Below are 12,946 nucleotides of genomic sequence, written 5' to 3' on the forward strand. Positions count from 1 at the left end.
AATAGAAAATGAGTGATATCCGTATATTCGAAATTTACCGCTACGATCCAGATGTCGATGCTGCTCCACGCATGGAACGCTATGAGTTAGAACTCACTGGTGAGCGTATGTTGTTGGACGCTTTGATTTCTTTGAAGAAGCAAGATGAAACGATTTCTTATCGTCGTTCATGCCGTGAAGGTGTGTGCGGTTCAGATGCAATGAACATTAACGGTAAAAATGGTTTGGCTTGTTTGACCAATATGTTGACTTTGCCTAAGGTCATCACATTGCGCCCATTGCCTGGCTTGCCAGTAGTGCGCGACTTGATCGTCGACATGACATTGTTCTTCAAACAATATCTATCTATCAAGCCTTACTTGGTAAATGACAATCCAGCTCCTGAAAAAGAGCGTCTCCAAAGCCCAGAAGAGCGTGAAGAGTTGAACGGTTTGTACGAGTGCATCTTGTGCGCATCATGCTCAACTTCATGCCCATCATTTTGGTGGAATCCAGATAAGTTCGTTGGTCCGGCTGGCTTATTGCAGGCCTATCGCTTCATTGCAGATAGCCGTGATGAAGACACTAATCAGCGCTTGGATAACTTGGAAGACCCATACCGCTTGTTCCGTTGCCACACCATCATGAATTGCGTAGATGTATGTCCTAAGCACTTGAATCCAACCAAGGCAATTGGCAAGATCAAGGAGTTGATGGTTCGCAGGGCAGTATGACCCTCGGTAATGCAGAGTTATATCGTCTAAAGAGTGATGCTCGCAGGGGCTTACTAGAGAACGATTTAATTCTGCAGCGCTTCTTTGAGCGTTACGGCACTCAATTAAGTGTAGAAGACGGAAGGGTTTTGAGCCAGTTATTGGCCTTAGATGACAACGACTTAATGGACTTATTAATTGGTCGTAAAGACTCAGTAGCAAGTTTGGAGAAAGAGATGCAAGCCGACTCTTTCAAAATGATTTTACAAAGGCTGAGAGAGAAGTAATTCAGCGGTTGGGTGCAGTGGCTGTATAGACGCATGAACGAATAGTGTATTAATCATAATTTTGAATGACTAAGGATTAGAAATGATTGAATCGGACATCAAGGCAAAACTCTCGTTTTCGGATGGCACGCCAGATATTGATCTGCCAATTTACAAAGGGACAGTTGGTCCTGACGTAATCGACATTCGTAAGCTTTATGGTCAGACTGGTAAGTTCACCTACGATTCAGGCTTCTTATCTACGGCGTCTTGTAATAGCAAAATTACCTACATCGACGGCGATAAAGGTGAGTTGCTCTATCGCGGCTATCCAATTGAAGATTTGGCGCACAACTGCGACTTCTTGGAGACTTGCTACTTATTGATTAACGGTGAGTTGCCAAACGCTACCGAGAAAAAAGATTTTGAAAATATGGTCATGCACCACACCATGGTTCATGAGCAAATGCAGTTCTTCTTGCGTGGCTTCCGCCGTGATGCACATCCAATGTCTGTATTGACTGGCTTGGTTGGGGCAATGGCTGCCTTCTATCATGACGCGATTGATTACAGTCAGCCTAAGGCGCGCGAAATTGCGCAAATTCGTTTAATTGCGAAGATGCCTACTTTGGTTGCCATGGCATATAAATATTCCGTAGGACAACCATTTATCTATCCAGATAACTCTTTGTCATACACGGCAAACTTTATGCGCATGATGTTTGCAACACCATGTGAAGAGTACAAAGTAAACCCAGTATTGGTTCGCGCTTTGGATCGCATCTTCACATTGCATGCAGACCATGAGCAAAATGCTTCAACTTCAACTGTCCGCTTGTGCGGTTCATCAGGCACCAATCCATTTGCTGCTATCTCAGCTGGTATTGCTTGCCTATGGGGCCCAGCACACGGTGGTGCAAACGAAGCCTGCTTGCAGATGTTGAATGAGATCCAGGCTAACGGCGGCGTAGACAAGATTCATGAATTCATCGCTCAAGTAAAAGATAAGAACTCAAGCGTTCGCTTGATGGGCTTTGGTCATCGCGTTTACAAAAACTTTGACCCACGCGCGAAGTTGATGCGTGAAACTTGCTATGAAGTATTAAATGAGCTCGGTCTCCAAGATGATCCATTGTTCAAGCTTGCAATGACTCTTGAGAAGATCGCTTTGGAAGATGAATACTTTGTGAGTCGCAAACTCTATCCAAACGTAGACTTCTATTCAGGAATCGTGCAACGTGCACTTGGTATCCCAACAGAAATGTTCACCTGTATTTTTGCATTGGCAAGAACAGTAGGTTGGATTGCTCAGTGGGAAGAAATGATTACTGACCCTGAGTACAAGATTGGTCGTCCACGTCAGTTGTACGTTGGTGAAACAACCCGCAAGGTTCCAAACATCTCAGTTCGTAAATAAGGTAATTAAGGTCACTCATGTCTCGTACGCTTTATGAAAAATTGTGGGATGACCACGTTGTTTACTCTGAAGAAGATGGCACAGCCACGATTTATATCGACCGTCAGTTGCTTCATGAGGTAACCAGTCCTCAGGCATTTGAAGGATTGAATTTGGCTGGCCGTCCAGTTTGGCGCATATCCGCCAATTTGGCAGTTTCTGACCACAACGTACCAACAACAGATCGCTCAGAAGGAATCGCTGATCCAATTTCTAAGTTACAAGTAGATACCTTGGATCAGAACTGTGATGCCTTTGGTATTACTCAATACAAAATGAATGACACCCGCCAAGGGATTGTTCATGTCATCGGGCCGGAGCAGGGCGCCACTCTGCCTGGTATGACTGTCGTTTGTGGCGACTCCCATACAAGTACTCATGGCGCCTTTGGTGCCTTGGCTTTTGGTATTGGCACTTCTGAAGTCGAGCATGTATTGGCAACTCAAACCTTGCTCATGAAAAAGAGCAAGAACATGTTGGTGCGTGTTGATGGTCGTTTGCAACCAGGTTCAACCGCTAAAGATATCGTACTTGCTGTTATCGGCAAGATTGGTACTGCGGGCGGAACTGGCTACACCATTGAGTTTGCTGGTGAAGCGATTCGCAACCTTTCCATGGAAGGTCGCATGACAGTTTGCAATATGGCAATTGAAGCTGGCGCCCGCGCTGGTTTAGTTGCTGTAGATGAGACTACGATTGAATACATACAAGGTCGCCCATACGCACCTAAGGGCCCTGCGATGTTGCAAGCATTGCAATATTGGAGAACCTTGCATTCAGATGCTGATGCTAAGTTCGATGCAGTAGTAGAGTTGCGCGCAGAAGAAATTGCTCCACAAGTGACTTGGGGTACATCGCCTGAAATGGTACTTGCTATTAGCGAACGTGTTCCTGATCCAGAAAAAGAACGCGATCCAAACAAGCGCTCAGCAATGGAGCGTGCTTTGGAGTACATGAATCTCGTGCCCAATACACCGTTGAGCAGTATTGCAATTGATAAAGTATTTATTGGCTCTTGCACCAATAGCCGCATCGAAGATATGCGTGCTGCTGCTAAGGTAGTTGATCGCCTTGGTAAAAAAGTAGCGGCGAATGTCAAATTAGCATTAGTGGTACCTGGTTCTGGTTTGGTAAAAGCCCAGGCAGAACGTGAAGGTCTAGATCGTATCTTCAAAGCTGCTGGCTTTGAATGGCGTGAGCCTGGTTGTTCTATGTGTTTGGCGATGAATGCTGATCGCCTCGAGCCGGGTGAGCGCTGTGCCTCAACATCCAATCGTAATTTCGAGGGCCGTCAAGGCAACGGTGGTCGCACCCATTTGGTTAGTCCTGCTATGGCAGCTGCTGCTGCGATTGAAGGCCACTTTGTTGACGTTCGTAAGATTTCATAAGGAAACCGAGCAATGAAATTTTCTTCACTCTCTTTGATTTCTAGGTTGGCAATTATTGGCGCCGTTGGAGTCATTATTTCTGCCTGTAGTAGCACCATGGAAGGTGTTGGCAAAGACTTGCAGAATATGGGAACGTCCATGGGTGGATCGAGCAACACACAACAAAACAATCAATCACAAACCAAGGGTAAAGATGTTGTCATTACCCCTGTGAAGTAATTAATAAGTGCAAATAGAATAAAAGTCGAATCATGGAAAAATTTACGGTATACAAAGGTTTAGTTGCTCCGCTTAATCGCGAGAACGTGGATACCGATGCCATTATTCCGAAGCAGTTTCTAAAATCTATCAAGAAGACGGGCTTTGGTCAAAACCTCTTTGATGAATGGCGTTATCTTGATCATGGTGAGCCCGGTCAAGATTGCAGTACGCGTCCCATCAACCCCGACTTTGTTCTCAACCAACCACGCTATAAAGGCGCAGGGATTTTGTTGGCACGCAAAAACTTTGGCTGCGGTAGTTCGCGTGAACACGCCCCTTGGGCCTTGGATCAATTTGGCTTTAGAGCCGTAATTGCCCCTAGCTTTGCAGATATTTTCTACAACAACTGCTTCAAAAACGGTGTTTTACCGATCGTTTTGACTGAAATGCAGGTTGATCATCTTTTTAATGAAACCCAAGCTTTTAACGGCTATCAATTAACAATCGATTTAGACGCTCAGCAGGTGGTTACCCCTGATGGCACGGCTTATAGCTTTGAAGTGGCTCCCTTTAGGAAGTATTGCCTGCTCAACGGCTTAGACGATATTGGCTTAACTCTGCAACATGCAGATAAAATCAAGGCTTATGAAGCCGAGCGCATTCTCAAAATGCCTTGGCTTGCTACACAATTGCCGTAATTTCGTTGATTTAAAGGCCTTTCATGAAAATTGCAGTCCTACCGGGCGATGGTATCGGCCCGGAAATCGTTGCCCAAGCCGTTCGAGTGCTCCAAGCGCTTGGCCCTAAATTTGATTTAGAGGAAGCACCAGTTGGTGGTGCTGCTTATGACGTTGCTGGCCATCCTTTGCCACCAGCCACATTAGAGTTGGCTAAAAAAGCAGATGCTATTTTGTTTGGCGCAGTCGGTGATTGGAAATACGACACACTTGCACGCGAACTACGTCCTGAACAGGCCATTTTAGGTTTACGTAAGCATCTCCAACTATTTGCGAACTTCAGACCTGCTATTTGCTACCCAGAACTCACGGCTGCATCAAGTCTTAAACCAGAAATTATTGGCGGCTTGGACATTTTGATTGTGCGCGAGCTCAATGGTGATATTTACTTTGGTCAGCCACGTGGTATTCGTACTTCAGAGTTGCCTTTATTTAAGGGTGCGCGTGAAGGCTTTGACACCATGCATTACAGCGAACCAGAAGTAGAGCGCATTGGTCATGTTGCATTTGAAGCAGCGCGTAAGCGTGGCAAAAAAGTATGTAGCGTAGATAAAGCCAACGTTTTGGAAACTTCGCAGCTCTGGCGCGAGGTGATGATTCGCGTTTCTAAAGAGTACCCAGATGTTGAGTTATCTCATATGTATGTAGATAACGCTGCTATGCAATTGGTAAAAGCGCCTAAAGCATTTGATGTGGTAGTAACTGGCAATCTCTTTGGTGACATCTTGTCTGATGAGGCTGCTATGTTGACTGGCTCTATTGGTATGTTGCCATCTGCATCCCTAGATAAGAACAACAAAGGCTTATATGAGCCAAGTCATGGTTCAGCGCCTGACATTGCTGGCAAGGGTATTGCTAATCCATTGGCAACCATTTTGTCTGCTGCAATGATGTTGCGTTATTCCTTGGGCATGCCTGCAGAGGCAGATCGTATTGAAAAAGCGGTACAGAAAGTATTGGCGCAAGGATTACGTACTGCCGATATCTACACCGAAGGCACGAAAAAGGTATCAACGGTTGAAATGGGCGATGCTGTAGTTGCAGCGTTAGCTTAGTAGAAAAAGCGAAAACATTAATTCTTATTTAAGAAAACAAATTCACTAGATAGTTAATCATCATGGCAAATACAAATACACCTTTGGTTGGTTTAGTTGGCTGGCGCGGTATGGTTGGTAGCGTTCTCATGGAGCGCATGCTTGCCGAGAAAGATTTTGATCTCATCGAGCCTGTATTTTTTAGTACCAGCCAAGCGGGTGGTGAAGTGCCGCTCCTCAATGGTAAAAAAGTGACTAAGAGTGAAAGCACTTTGCAAAATGCCAATGACATTGCAGCATTGTCACGTTGCGACATCATTCTGACTTGCCAAGGTGGTGATTACACCAATGAGATCTTCCCTAAATTGCGTGCAGCAGGGTGGAATGGCCACTGGATTGATGCAGCTAGCGCATTGCGTATGAAAGATGATGCGGTATTGATTTTGGATCCTGTCAATCGTCCAGTAATTGATAAGGCTTTGGCTTCAGGTGGTAAGAATTGGATCGGCGCCAATTGCACTGTGAGTTTGATGATGATCGCTATGGGCGGTTTGGTTAAGGCTGACATGGTTGAGTGGATCAGCGCGATGACTTATCAAGCTGCTTCTGGTGCTGGTGCACAAAATATGCGCGAGCTATTGCTACAGATGGGTGCCTTGCGCGACAGCGTAGCTACTGAGTTGGCTGATCCATCCTCTTGGATATTAGATATTGATCGCAAAGTGACTGAGACATTGCGCTCAGCCGATTTTCCGAAAAAGAACTTCCGTAATACTGCATTAGCGGGTAGTTTGATTCCGTGGATCGACGTACCAGTTGAGAATGGTCAAACTAAAGAAGAGTGGAAGGGTGGCGCTGAGTTCAATAAGATTTTGGGTCGTCCGGCATTCCGCACTCCTGGCAGTATTCCAGTTGATGGTTTATGTGTACGCGTAGGCGCGATGCGCTGCCATTCACAAGGTTTAACTGTAAAGCTCAAAAAAGATATTCCGCTCAAAGAGATTGAGGCGATCTTGGCTGCTGATAATCAATGGGTCAAAGTGGTTCCGAATGATCGTGAAACTACTGAGCGTGATTTGTCGCCTGCAGCAGTAAGCGGTACATTAACTGTGCCTATCGGCCGTTTACACAAAATGGCAATGGGCCCAGAGTACTTAGGTGCTTTCACGGTTGGCGATCAACTCTTGTGGGGTGCTGCCGAGCCATTGCGCCGTATGCTGCGTATCTTGCTTGAGAAGTAATTCAACTTCTATGTCTCGTATTAGCCAGCTAGGCTTATTAAAGCTTCTTTGCTTTGTTTTGCTTAGTTGGTCTGCTGTAGCTGGCGCAATCACCCTAGGTGCTCCACAGCTACAGTCGCGTCCTGGTGAGCCACTACGCATAGAAATTCCGATTCGGGTGGGGACGGATGAGCAGAGTGCCTTATCTACTCTAAATGTAGCAATGCCCAATAAGCTAGCTTACGAGCGTTTAGGAATTTCTCAAAAGATTCTTGAGCTCAATCCACAGGCGATGGTTTACCGTAATCGCCAAGAGCAACTCATGGTGCTGGTTGAGACTGTGAATTCAGTTCCGATGACTGATGATCCATTCTTCGATGTGCTAGTGAACCTCAATTGGGCAAGCGGTAGCCTTACAAAAACATTTACATTGCTACTGGGTGACGTGCAGAAGGTAACGGTAAAGCCTGGTCAAACATTGTCTGAGATTGCCGCCATCATTGCACCTCAATTGGATGGCGCTACTTTAGATCAAACCATGATGGCTTTATACAAAGCCAACCCTGATGCCTTTGCCAGTGGCAGTATTAATCGTTTGGCTGCTGGCGCTGAACTAACAAAACCAAGCCAGGCTCTATTGCGTTCGATCAGTCCTGCAGAAGCAAATCAGTTTGTTGCCGATGCTAATGAGCAGTGGCGCAAAGAGCATGGTGATAAGGAGGCGGCTACAGGCTCTTCCAAATCCACTAACGCTAAATCTACCGAAGCTTCACCTAGGGACCGTCTCAAGATTGGTTCGAGCGCTGATGGTAACGAACAAGAGCGTCGCTATACAGAAGAGTTGGTAGCTCAGGAGAAAATGCTGGAGCAAACCAAAGCTCGCGTTGCTGAGCTAGAAAAGAATATCGCTGATCTACAAAAACTACTGGATAAATCTAAAGAGAAGAAAGCGGTAGACAATAATTTTGGCTTGAGCGGATTTGGTCCGGCCATACTGGCGATTGCGTTAATTGCATTGACTGGTTTATTGCTGTGGGGCTTAGCTCGCAATGCTCGACGCTCAGAGCTGCCAAGCTTTCACGCGGATGCTCACCCTGTAGCCAAAGATGAAAAGCTTGCAGTAGGTACTCATTTTGAAATGCCAGCTCGCGCAAAGGCATTGTTTGAAGGAATCGATCTCGATCTTACAAAACCTGCAAAAGAAGTGCCTGCAGCAGTAAGTATTCCTGTAGCCAATCCTTTGGCTGATACCTTACGTGTCAAGTTGAATTTAGCGCGCGCCTACATCACGATTGAGGACTTTTCTGCAGCTAAAAAGTCTTTGGATGAAGTGCTCCGAATGAGTAATTCGGTTGACCCTGCAATTACGATTGAAGCGCAGGGTTTGTTGGCAGAGATTTCGCATCGTAATACCTAGATTATGCGCATAGCCCTTGGCCTCCAGTACAACGGCAGCTTATATTCAGGCTGGCAAACGCAGGTCAATCACAATACGGTACAAGACCAATTAGAAAAAGCGATATCTGCTTTTGTAGGCGAGCAATCCAGTGCTCAATGTCCTATCCATACCATTACTGCTGGCAGAACCGATACTGGTGTGCATGCGCTAGGGCAGGTGGTGCACTTTGATACCAATGTAGAGCGCGAAGACTTTTCATGGGTGAGGGGAGTGAATTCTTTTCTGCCGTCATCGATTGTGGTGAACTGGGCAAAGCCAGTTAGTGATGAGTTCAGTGCGCGCTTTTCTGCTTATGAACGTGAATATATTTATGCCTTACAAGCAGGTCCTTGTCGTTCGCCAATGGCTGATTCACGTGCTGGCTATTTAATGTTGCCGCCAAATCAGTGGCTTAATGTTGAGGCGATGAAAAAATCAGCCGAGTGTTTAATTGGGCAGCATGACTTCAGCTCATTTAGATCATCGGAGTGCCAGAGCAAGACTCCGATTAAAACGATTTATTCGATTGAGATTATTTCTGAGCAGCCATGGCTGTATTTTCGGATTCGGGGTAATGCCTTCTTGCATCATATGATTCGTAATGTGGTTGGCTGTTTTTTACAGATAGGCCAAGATAGACAAAAGCCCGAATGGATGGCCGAAGTCTTGGCAGCAAAGAATAGGCAAATCGCAGCTCCTACATTTATGGCGGATGGTTTGTATTTGGCCAAAATCACCTACCCTGAGGAATTTGCCATTCCGCAGCCTTGGCTAGAAAACTCTTGGCTGCCAGCCCAGGTCATCGGAAAGCCAAATAAAGAGCAAAAGAAAGCGCAAGGGAAATAAAGGCCCTTGGCCTTATCATTCATTTATGGGTTTACTGACATACTCTCCGGACCGAACTAGGGTCAAAATCTGCGGTTTAAAGACGGCGGCAGATGTGGATTCTGCTGTTTCTGCAGGGGTGGATGCAGTTGGCTTTGTTTTTTACCCTCCTAGCGTACGCGCTGTAAGCCCTAATATCGCAGCCCAGCTCATCTCTAGACTCCCAGCAGGGGTAGATGCTGTTGGACTCGTTGTAAATGCCACAGATGAGCAATTTGCCGCGATACGGGCTGCTGCCTCGATTACCCTATGGCAGTTTCACGGGGATGAGACCCCAGAGCGCTGTGCCCAGCTTGCCGCAGGCGAGCCCTGGATGAAGGCTGCCCGTGTAGGCACTGGCTTCGCTTTTGATGATTTTTCCCTACAATATGGGGATGCAAACGCTTTTCTGCTGGATGCCCTCGTTGAGGGATATGGTGGCGGAGGCGTTCCTTTTGATTGGCAAGGAATTCCACAGACATGGGTAAGCGAAAACGCGCCTCGGGTCGTTTTGAGTGGTGGATTGAACACGCACAACGTGGGCGAGGCAATTGCACGCCTACATCCTTGCGCGGTTGACGTCAGCAGTGGCGTAGAAAGCAGCAGGGGTGTTAAAGATCCTGCGCTGATGACTGAGTTTGTAAAAGCAGTGCGCGCAGCAGATGCCAAAGCATCATCTCAATAATTTGCTGTAGATAAATCAAAAGAGGTAGCTATGTACGACAAGCCAGATGCACGAGGACACTTCGGTCCATACGGTGGCGTGTTTGTTTCTGAGACATTGATGTTTGCATTGAATGAGCTTAAAGAGGCTTATGCAAAATATCAAAATGATCCAGAATTCATTGAAGAGTTTCATTACGAGCTCAAACACTTCGTAGGTAGACCATCACCGGTCTATCACGCTAAGCGTTGGAGTGAAATGCTGGGTGGGGCGCAGATCTATCTCAAGCGTGAAGATTTAAATCACACTGGCGCACACAAGATTAATAACGTCATCGGTCAAGCCATGCTCGCTAAGCGCATGGGCAAGCCTCGCATCATTGCTGAAACAGGCGCTGGTCAACATGGGGTTGCTACAGCAACCATCTGTGCCCGCTTTGGCCTGGATTGCACGGTATATCAAGGATCTGTTGATGTGGCTCGTCAGGCGCAAAACGTATTCCGTATGAAATTACTTGGTGCCAAGGTGGTTCCAGTGGAGTCTGGCACTAAGACTTTGAAAGATGCTCTCAACGAGGCAATGCGTGATTGGGTTACCAACGTAGACAACACTTTCTACATCATCGGCACGGTTGCTGGTCCTCATCCTTATCCAATGATGGTGAGAGATTTCCAAAGCGTCATAGGTGAAGAGTGCAAGGTGCAAATGCCAGAGATGACTGGTCGTCAGCCTGACTATGTTTTAGCTTGTGTTGGTGGTGGTTCTAATGCGATGGGTATCTTCTATCCATACATTGATTTCCCAGAAGTGAAGCTCATTGGCGTTGAAGCAGCAGGTCACGGTCTAGGAAGTGGCTTACATTCTGCTGCTCTATGCGTAGGTAAACCAGGTGTATTGCATGGCAATCGTACTTATTTATTGCAAGATGAGAATGGTCAGATTTCGGAAACACATTCAGTCTCTGCTGGTATGGACTACCCAGGTGTTGGACCTGAGCATGCTTGGTTGAAAGATTCTGGTCGCGCAGATTATGTAGCAATTACGGATGAAGAAGCGCTCCAAGCATTCCATGATTGCTGTCAGATTGAAGGCATCATTCCGGCTCTTGAGTCCTCTCATGCCATTGCCTATGCCTGCAAGCTCGCTAAGACTTTGCCAAAAGATAAAACCATCTTGGTCAATCTATCTGGCCGTGGTGACAAAGACATGCATACCGTTGCACAGGCAACAGGCTCCGAAGGCTAAGCAGAAAATAATAAAAAAACAAAAATAGAAAAACGAATTAGCTATGTCAAAAATTACTGCGCTCTTTAAGGAGCTAAAAGCAACAGGTAAAAAAGGATTGATTCCTTTTATTACTGCTGGCGATCCAGATCCTAAACAAACGGTTGAGTTAATGCATGCATTAGTTCGCGGTGGTTCAAGCGTAATTGAATTGGGTGTGCCATTTTCAGATCCAATGGCTGATGGTCCTGTGATTCAAAGATCATCAGAGCGCGCATTGACCCAAGGTGTTACTTTGCGTAGTTGCCTAGAGATGGTGAAAGAGTTTCGTCAGAAGGACACCAATACACCGGTTGTTCTGATGGGCTATGCAAACCCTGTGGAACAAATGGGTGCGGAGCGTTTTGCAGCTGAAGCTAAGTCCGCTGGAGTCGATGGCGTTCTCGTGGTGGACTACCCACCAGAGGAGTGTGTGGACTTTGCAGCTCGTATGCGCGCTGCCGGTATTGATCCGATTTTCTTATTGGCACCAACCTCATCTCATGAGCGGATTAAAGACGCTGCGAAAATTGCATCTGGTTATATCTATTACGTCTCTATGCGAGGGGTTACTGGCGCCTCCAACCTTAACACTCAGGATGTGGCCAGCATTATTCCAAAAATTCGTGAAGAAACTGATATTCCCATCGCTGTTGGCTTTGGGATTAGTGATGCAGCCAGCGCCAAGGCGGTATCAGTGAGCGCTGATGCAGTCGTGATTGGCAGCCGCATTATTCGCCTTTTAGAAGATGCGCCCCCTGGGCAGGCAGTACAATCACTGGAAACCTTCATTCGTGAGATTCGCGACGCATTGGATAGTTAAAAACTAATGAGCTGGATAGATAAATTACTCCCACCCCAAATTCAACATACTGACCCTGCAAATCGCAAGTCAGTACCTGAGGGATTGTGGGTTAAGTGCCCGAGTTGCGAGACTGTTCTCTATAGCACTGACATTGAAGCGAATTTATCGGTATGTCCAAAATGCAGTCATCACATGCGCATTGGTGCGCGTCTGCGCTTAGATAGTTTGTTGGACGAAAAAGGGCGCTACGAAATTGGCGCTGACATCTATCCAACCGATCCTCTCAAATTTAAAGACTCCAAAAAATATCCAGATCGCATTAAAGAAGCAAACGATGCTTCTGGTGAATCTGAGGCCCTCATTGTGATGGGTGGCAAGATTGAAACTATTCCAGTGGTGACAGCTTGCTTTGAATTCCAATACATGGGTGGTTCGATGGGCTCTGTAGTGGGTGAGCGCTTTGCCCGCGGAGTACAAGAAGCAATTAATAAGAAGTGTGCTTTCATTTGTGTAACCGCTACTGGCGGTGCGCGTATGCAAGAGAGTTTGTTATCCCTTTTTCAGATGGCCAAGACCAACTCTATGTTGACCTTGTTGGCCAAAAAAGGCTTGCCTTATATCAGCGTGCTTACTGATCCAACGATGGGCGGTATCTCTGCTAGCTTTGCCTTCATGGGTGACGTTGTAATGGCGGAGCCAAAGGCTTTAATTGGCTTTGCTGGCCCGCGTGTGATTGAGCAGACTGTGCGTGAGAAATTACCAGAAGGATTTCAGCGTTCGGAATTCTTAATGCAAAAAGGCGGCATCGATATGATTGTTGATCGCCGTCAAATGCGCGGTGAAATTGCCCGTTTGTTGGCGCTACTACAAAAGCTTCCTGAGCCTGCAATAGCGGGTAGCGCAGCCGTTTAAGCGCTT

At 46.4% G+C, this 12,946-nt stretch carries 14 protein-coding genes; all 14 read left to right on the forward strand.

Going from position 1 to position 12,946, the window contains the following annotated elements:
• The first annotated feature begins 8 nt into the window (after window positions 1–8).
• The gene (locus tag ICN20_RS08170) at window positions 9–713 is read left to right on the forward strand and encodes a succinate dehydrogenase iron-sulfur subunit (protein ID WP_216239451.1); all 705 of its coding nucleotides are present in this window, start codon (window positions 9–11) and stop codon (window positions 711–713) included.
• Complete coding sequence (locus ICN20_RS08175) at window positions 710–979, forward strand: succinate dehydrogenase assembly factor 2 (protein ID WP_216227763.1); 270 nt, start codon at window positions 710–712, stop codon at window positions 977–979. The genes ICN20_RS08170 and ICN20_RS08175 overlap by 4 nt, the downstream gene beginning before the upstream one ends.
• A gap of 82 nt (window positions 980–1,061) precedes the next feature.
• Window positions 1,062–2,375, forward strand: coding sequence for a citrate synthase (gene gltA / locus ICN20_RS08180; protein ID WP_216239453.1), 1,314 nt, complete (start codon window positions 1,062–1,064; stop codon window positions 2,373–2,375).
• Between the two features lie 17 nt (window positions 2,376–2,392).
• The gene (gene leuC / locus ICN20_RS08185) at window positions 2,393–3,802 is read left to right on the forward strand and encodes a 3-isopropylmalate dehydratase large subunit (protein ID WP_216239456.1); all 1,410 of its coding nucleotides are present in this window, start codon (window positions 2,393–2,395) and stop codon (window positions 3,800–3,802) included.
• A 12-nt stretch (window positions 3,803–3,814) separates the two neighbouring features.
• Window positions 3,815–4,021, forward strand: coding sequence for a hypothetical protein (locus ICN20_RS08190; protein WP_216239458.1), 207 nt, complete (start codon window positions 3,815–3,817; stop codon window positions 4,019–4,021).
• A 32-nt stretch (window positions 4,022–4,053) separates the two neighbouring features.
• A complete protein-coding gene (gene leuD, locus ICN20_RS08195) occupies window positions 4,054–4,701 on the forward strand; it encodes a 3-isopropylmalate dehydratase small subunit (protein ID WP_216239459.1) in 648 nt (215 codons plus the stop codon).
• A gap of 23 nt (window positions 4,702–4,724) precedes the next feature.
• Window positions 4,725–5,795, forward strand: a complete 1,071-nt coding sequence (leuB, locus tag ICN20_RS08200) for a 3-isopropylmalate dehydrogenase (RefSeq protein WP_215392485.1) — start codon at window positions 4,725–4,727, stop codon at window positions 5,793–5,795.
• Window positions 5,796–5,857: 62 nt separating this feature from the next.
• A complete protein-coding gene (asd, locus tag ICN20_RS08205; RefSeq protein ID WP_216239460.1) occupies window positions 5,858–7,015 on the forward strand; it encodes an aspartate-semialdehyde dehydrogenase in 1,158 nt (385 codons plus the stop codon).
• Between the two features lie 10 nt (window positions 7,016–7,025).
• On the forward strand, window positions 7,026–8,411 hold the full coding sequence (locus ICN20_RS08210) for a FimV/HubP family polar landmark protein (protein ID WP_216239461.1): 1,386 nt from the start codon (window positions 7,026–7,028) through the stop codon (window positions 8,409–8,411).
• A 3-nt stretch (window positions 8,412–8,414) separates the two neighbouring features.
• Window positions 8,415–9,278, forward strand: a complete 864-nt coding sequence (gene truA / locus ICN20_RS08215; RefSeq protein WP_216239465.1) for a tRNA pseudouridine(38-40) synthase TruA — start codon at window positions 8,415–8,417, stop codon at window positions 9,276–9,278.
• Window positions 9,279–9,303: 25 nt separating this feature from the next.
• Window positions 9,304–9,981 (forward strand): phosphoribosylanthranilate isomerase, encoded by a 678-nt coding sequence (locus ICN20_RS08220; RefSeq protein WP_216239466.1) that lies wholly within the window; start codon window positions 9,304–9,306, stop codon window positions 9,979–9,981.
• A gap of 30 nt (window positions 9,982–10,011) precedes the next feature.
• Window positions 10,012–11,205 carry a tryptophan synthase subunit beta gene (gene trpB, locus ICN20_RS08225; RefSeq protein WP_215392490.1) on the forward strand — a complete coding sequence of 398 codons (1,194 nt, stop codon included), beginning with the start codon at window positions 10,012–10,014 and terminating at the stop codon, window positions 11,203–11,205.
• Between the two features lie 43 nt (window positions 11,206–11,248).
• Window positions 11,249–12,046, forward strand: a complete 798-nt coding sequence (trpA, locus tag ICN20_RS08230) for a tryptophan synthase subunit alpha (protein WP_216239468.1) — start codon at window positions 11,249–11,251, stop codon at window positions 12,044–12,046.
• A gap of 6 nt (window positions 12,047–12,052) precedes the next feature.
• Complete coding sequence (accD, locus tag ICN20_RS08235; protein ID WP_216239470.1) at window positions 12,053–12,940, forward strand: acetyl-CoA carboxylase, carboxyltransferase subunit beta; 888 nt, start codon at window positions 12,053–12,055, stop codon at window positions 12,938–12,940.
• Window positions 12,941–12,946 lie beyond the last annotated feature (6 nt).

The organism is Polynucleobacter sp. JS-Polo-80-F4, from assembly GCF_018881965.1.
Classification (GTDB): domain Bacteria; phylum Pseudomonadota; class Gammaproteobacteria; order Burkholderiales; family Burkholderiaceae; genus Polynucleobacter.

Coding starts and splice junctions, on each gene's coding strand:
- ICN20_RS08190 (WP_216239458.1), top strand. CDS start 3,815: ATGAAATTTTCTTCACTCTCTTTGATTTCTAGGTTGGCAATTATTGGC.
- ICN20_RS08170 (WP_216239451.1), top strand. CDS start 9: ATGAGTGATATCCGTATATTCGAAATTTACCGCTACGATCCAGATGTC.
- ICN20_RS08210 (WP_216239461.1), top strand. CDS start 7,026: ATGTCTCGTATTAGCCAGCTAGGCTTATTAAAGCTTCTTTGCTTTGTT.
- trpB (WP_215392490.1), top strand. CDS start 10,012: ATGTACGACAAGCCAGATGCACGAGGACACTTCGGTCCATACGGTGGC.
- leuB (WP_215392485.1), top strand. CDS start 4,725: ATGAAAATTGCAGTCCTACCGGGCGATGGTATCGGCCCGGAAATCGTT.
- ICN20_RS08220 (WP_216239466.1), top strand. CDS start 9,304: ATGGGTTTACTGACATACTCTCCGGACCGAACTAGGGTCAAAATCTGC.
- gltA (WP_216239453.1), top strand. CDS start 1,062: ATGATTGAATCGGACATCAAGGCAAAACTCTCGTTTTCGGATGGCACG.
- ICN20_RS08175 (WP_216227763.1), top strand. CDS start 710: ATGACCCTCGGTAATGCAGAGTTATATCGTCTAAAGAGTGATGCTCGC.
- leuD (WP_216239459.1), top strand. CDS start 4,054: ATGGAAAAATTTACGGTATACAAAGGTTTAGTTGCTCCGCTTAATCGC.
- asd (WP_216239460.1), top strand. CDS start 5,858: ATGGCAAATACAAATACACCTTTGGTTGGTTTAGTTGGCTGGCGCGGT.
- leuC (WP_216239456.1), top strand. CDS start 2,393: ATGTCTCGTACGCTTTATGAAAAATTGTGGGATGACCACGTTGTTTAC.
- truA (WP_216239465.1), top strand. CDS start 8,415: ATGCGCATAGCCCTTGGCCTCCAGTACAACGGCAGCTTATATTCAGGC.
- accD (WP_216239470.1), top strand. CDS start 12,053: ATGAGCTGGATAGATAAATTACTCCCACCCCAAATTCAACATACTGAC.
- trpA (WP_216239468.1), top strand. CDS start 11,249: ATGTCAAAAATTACTGCGCTCTTTAAGGAGCTAAAAGCAACAGGTAAA.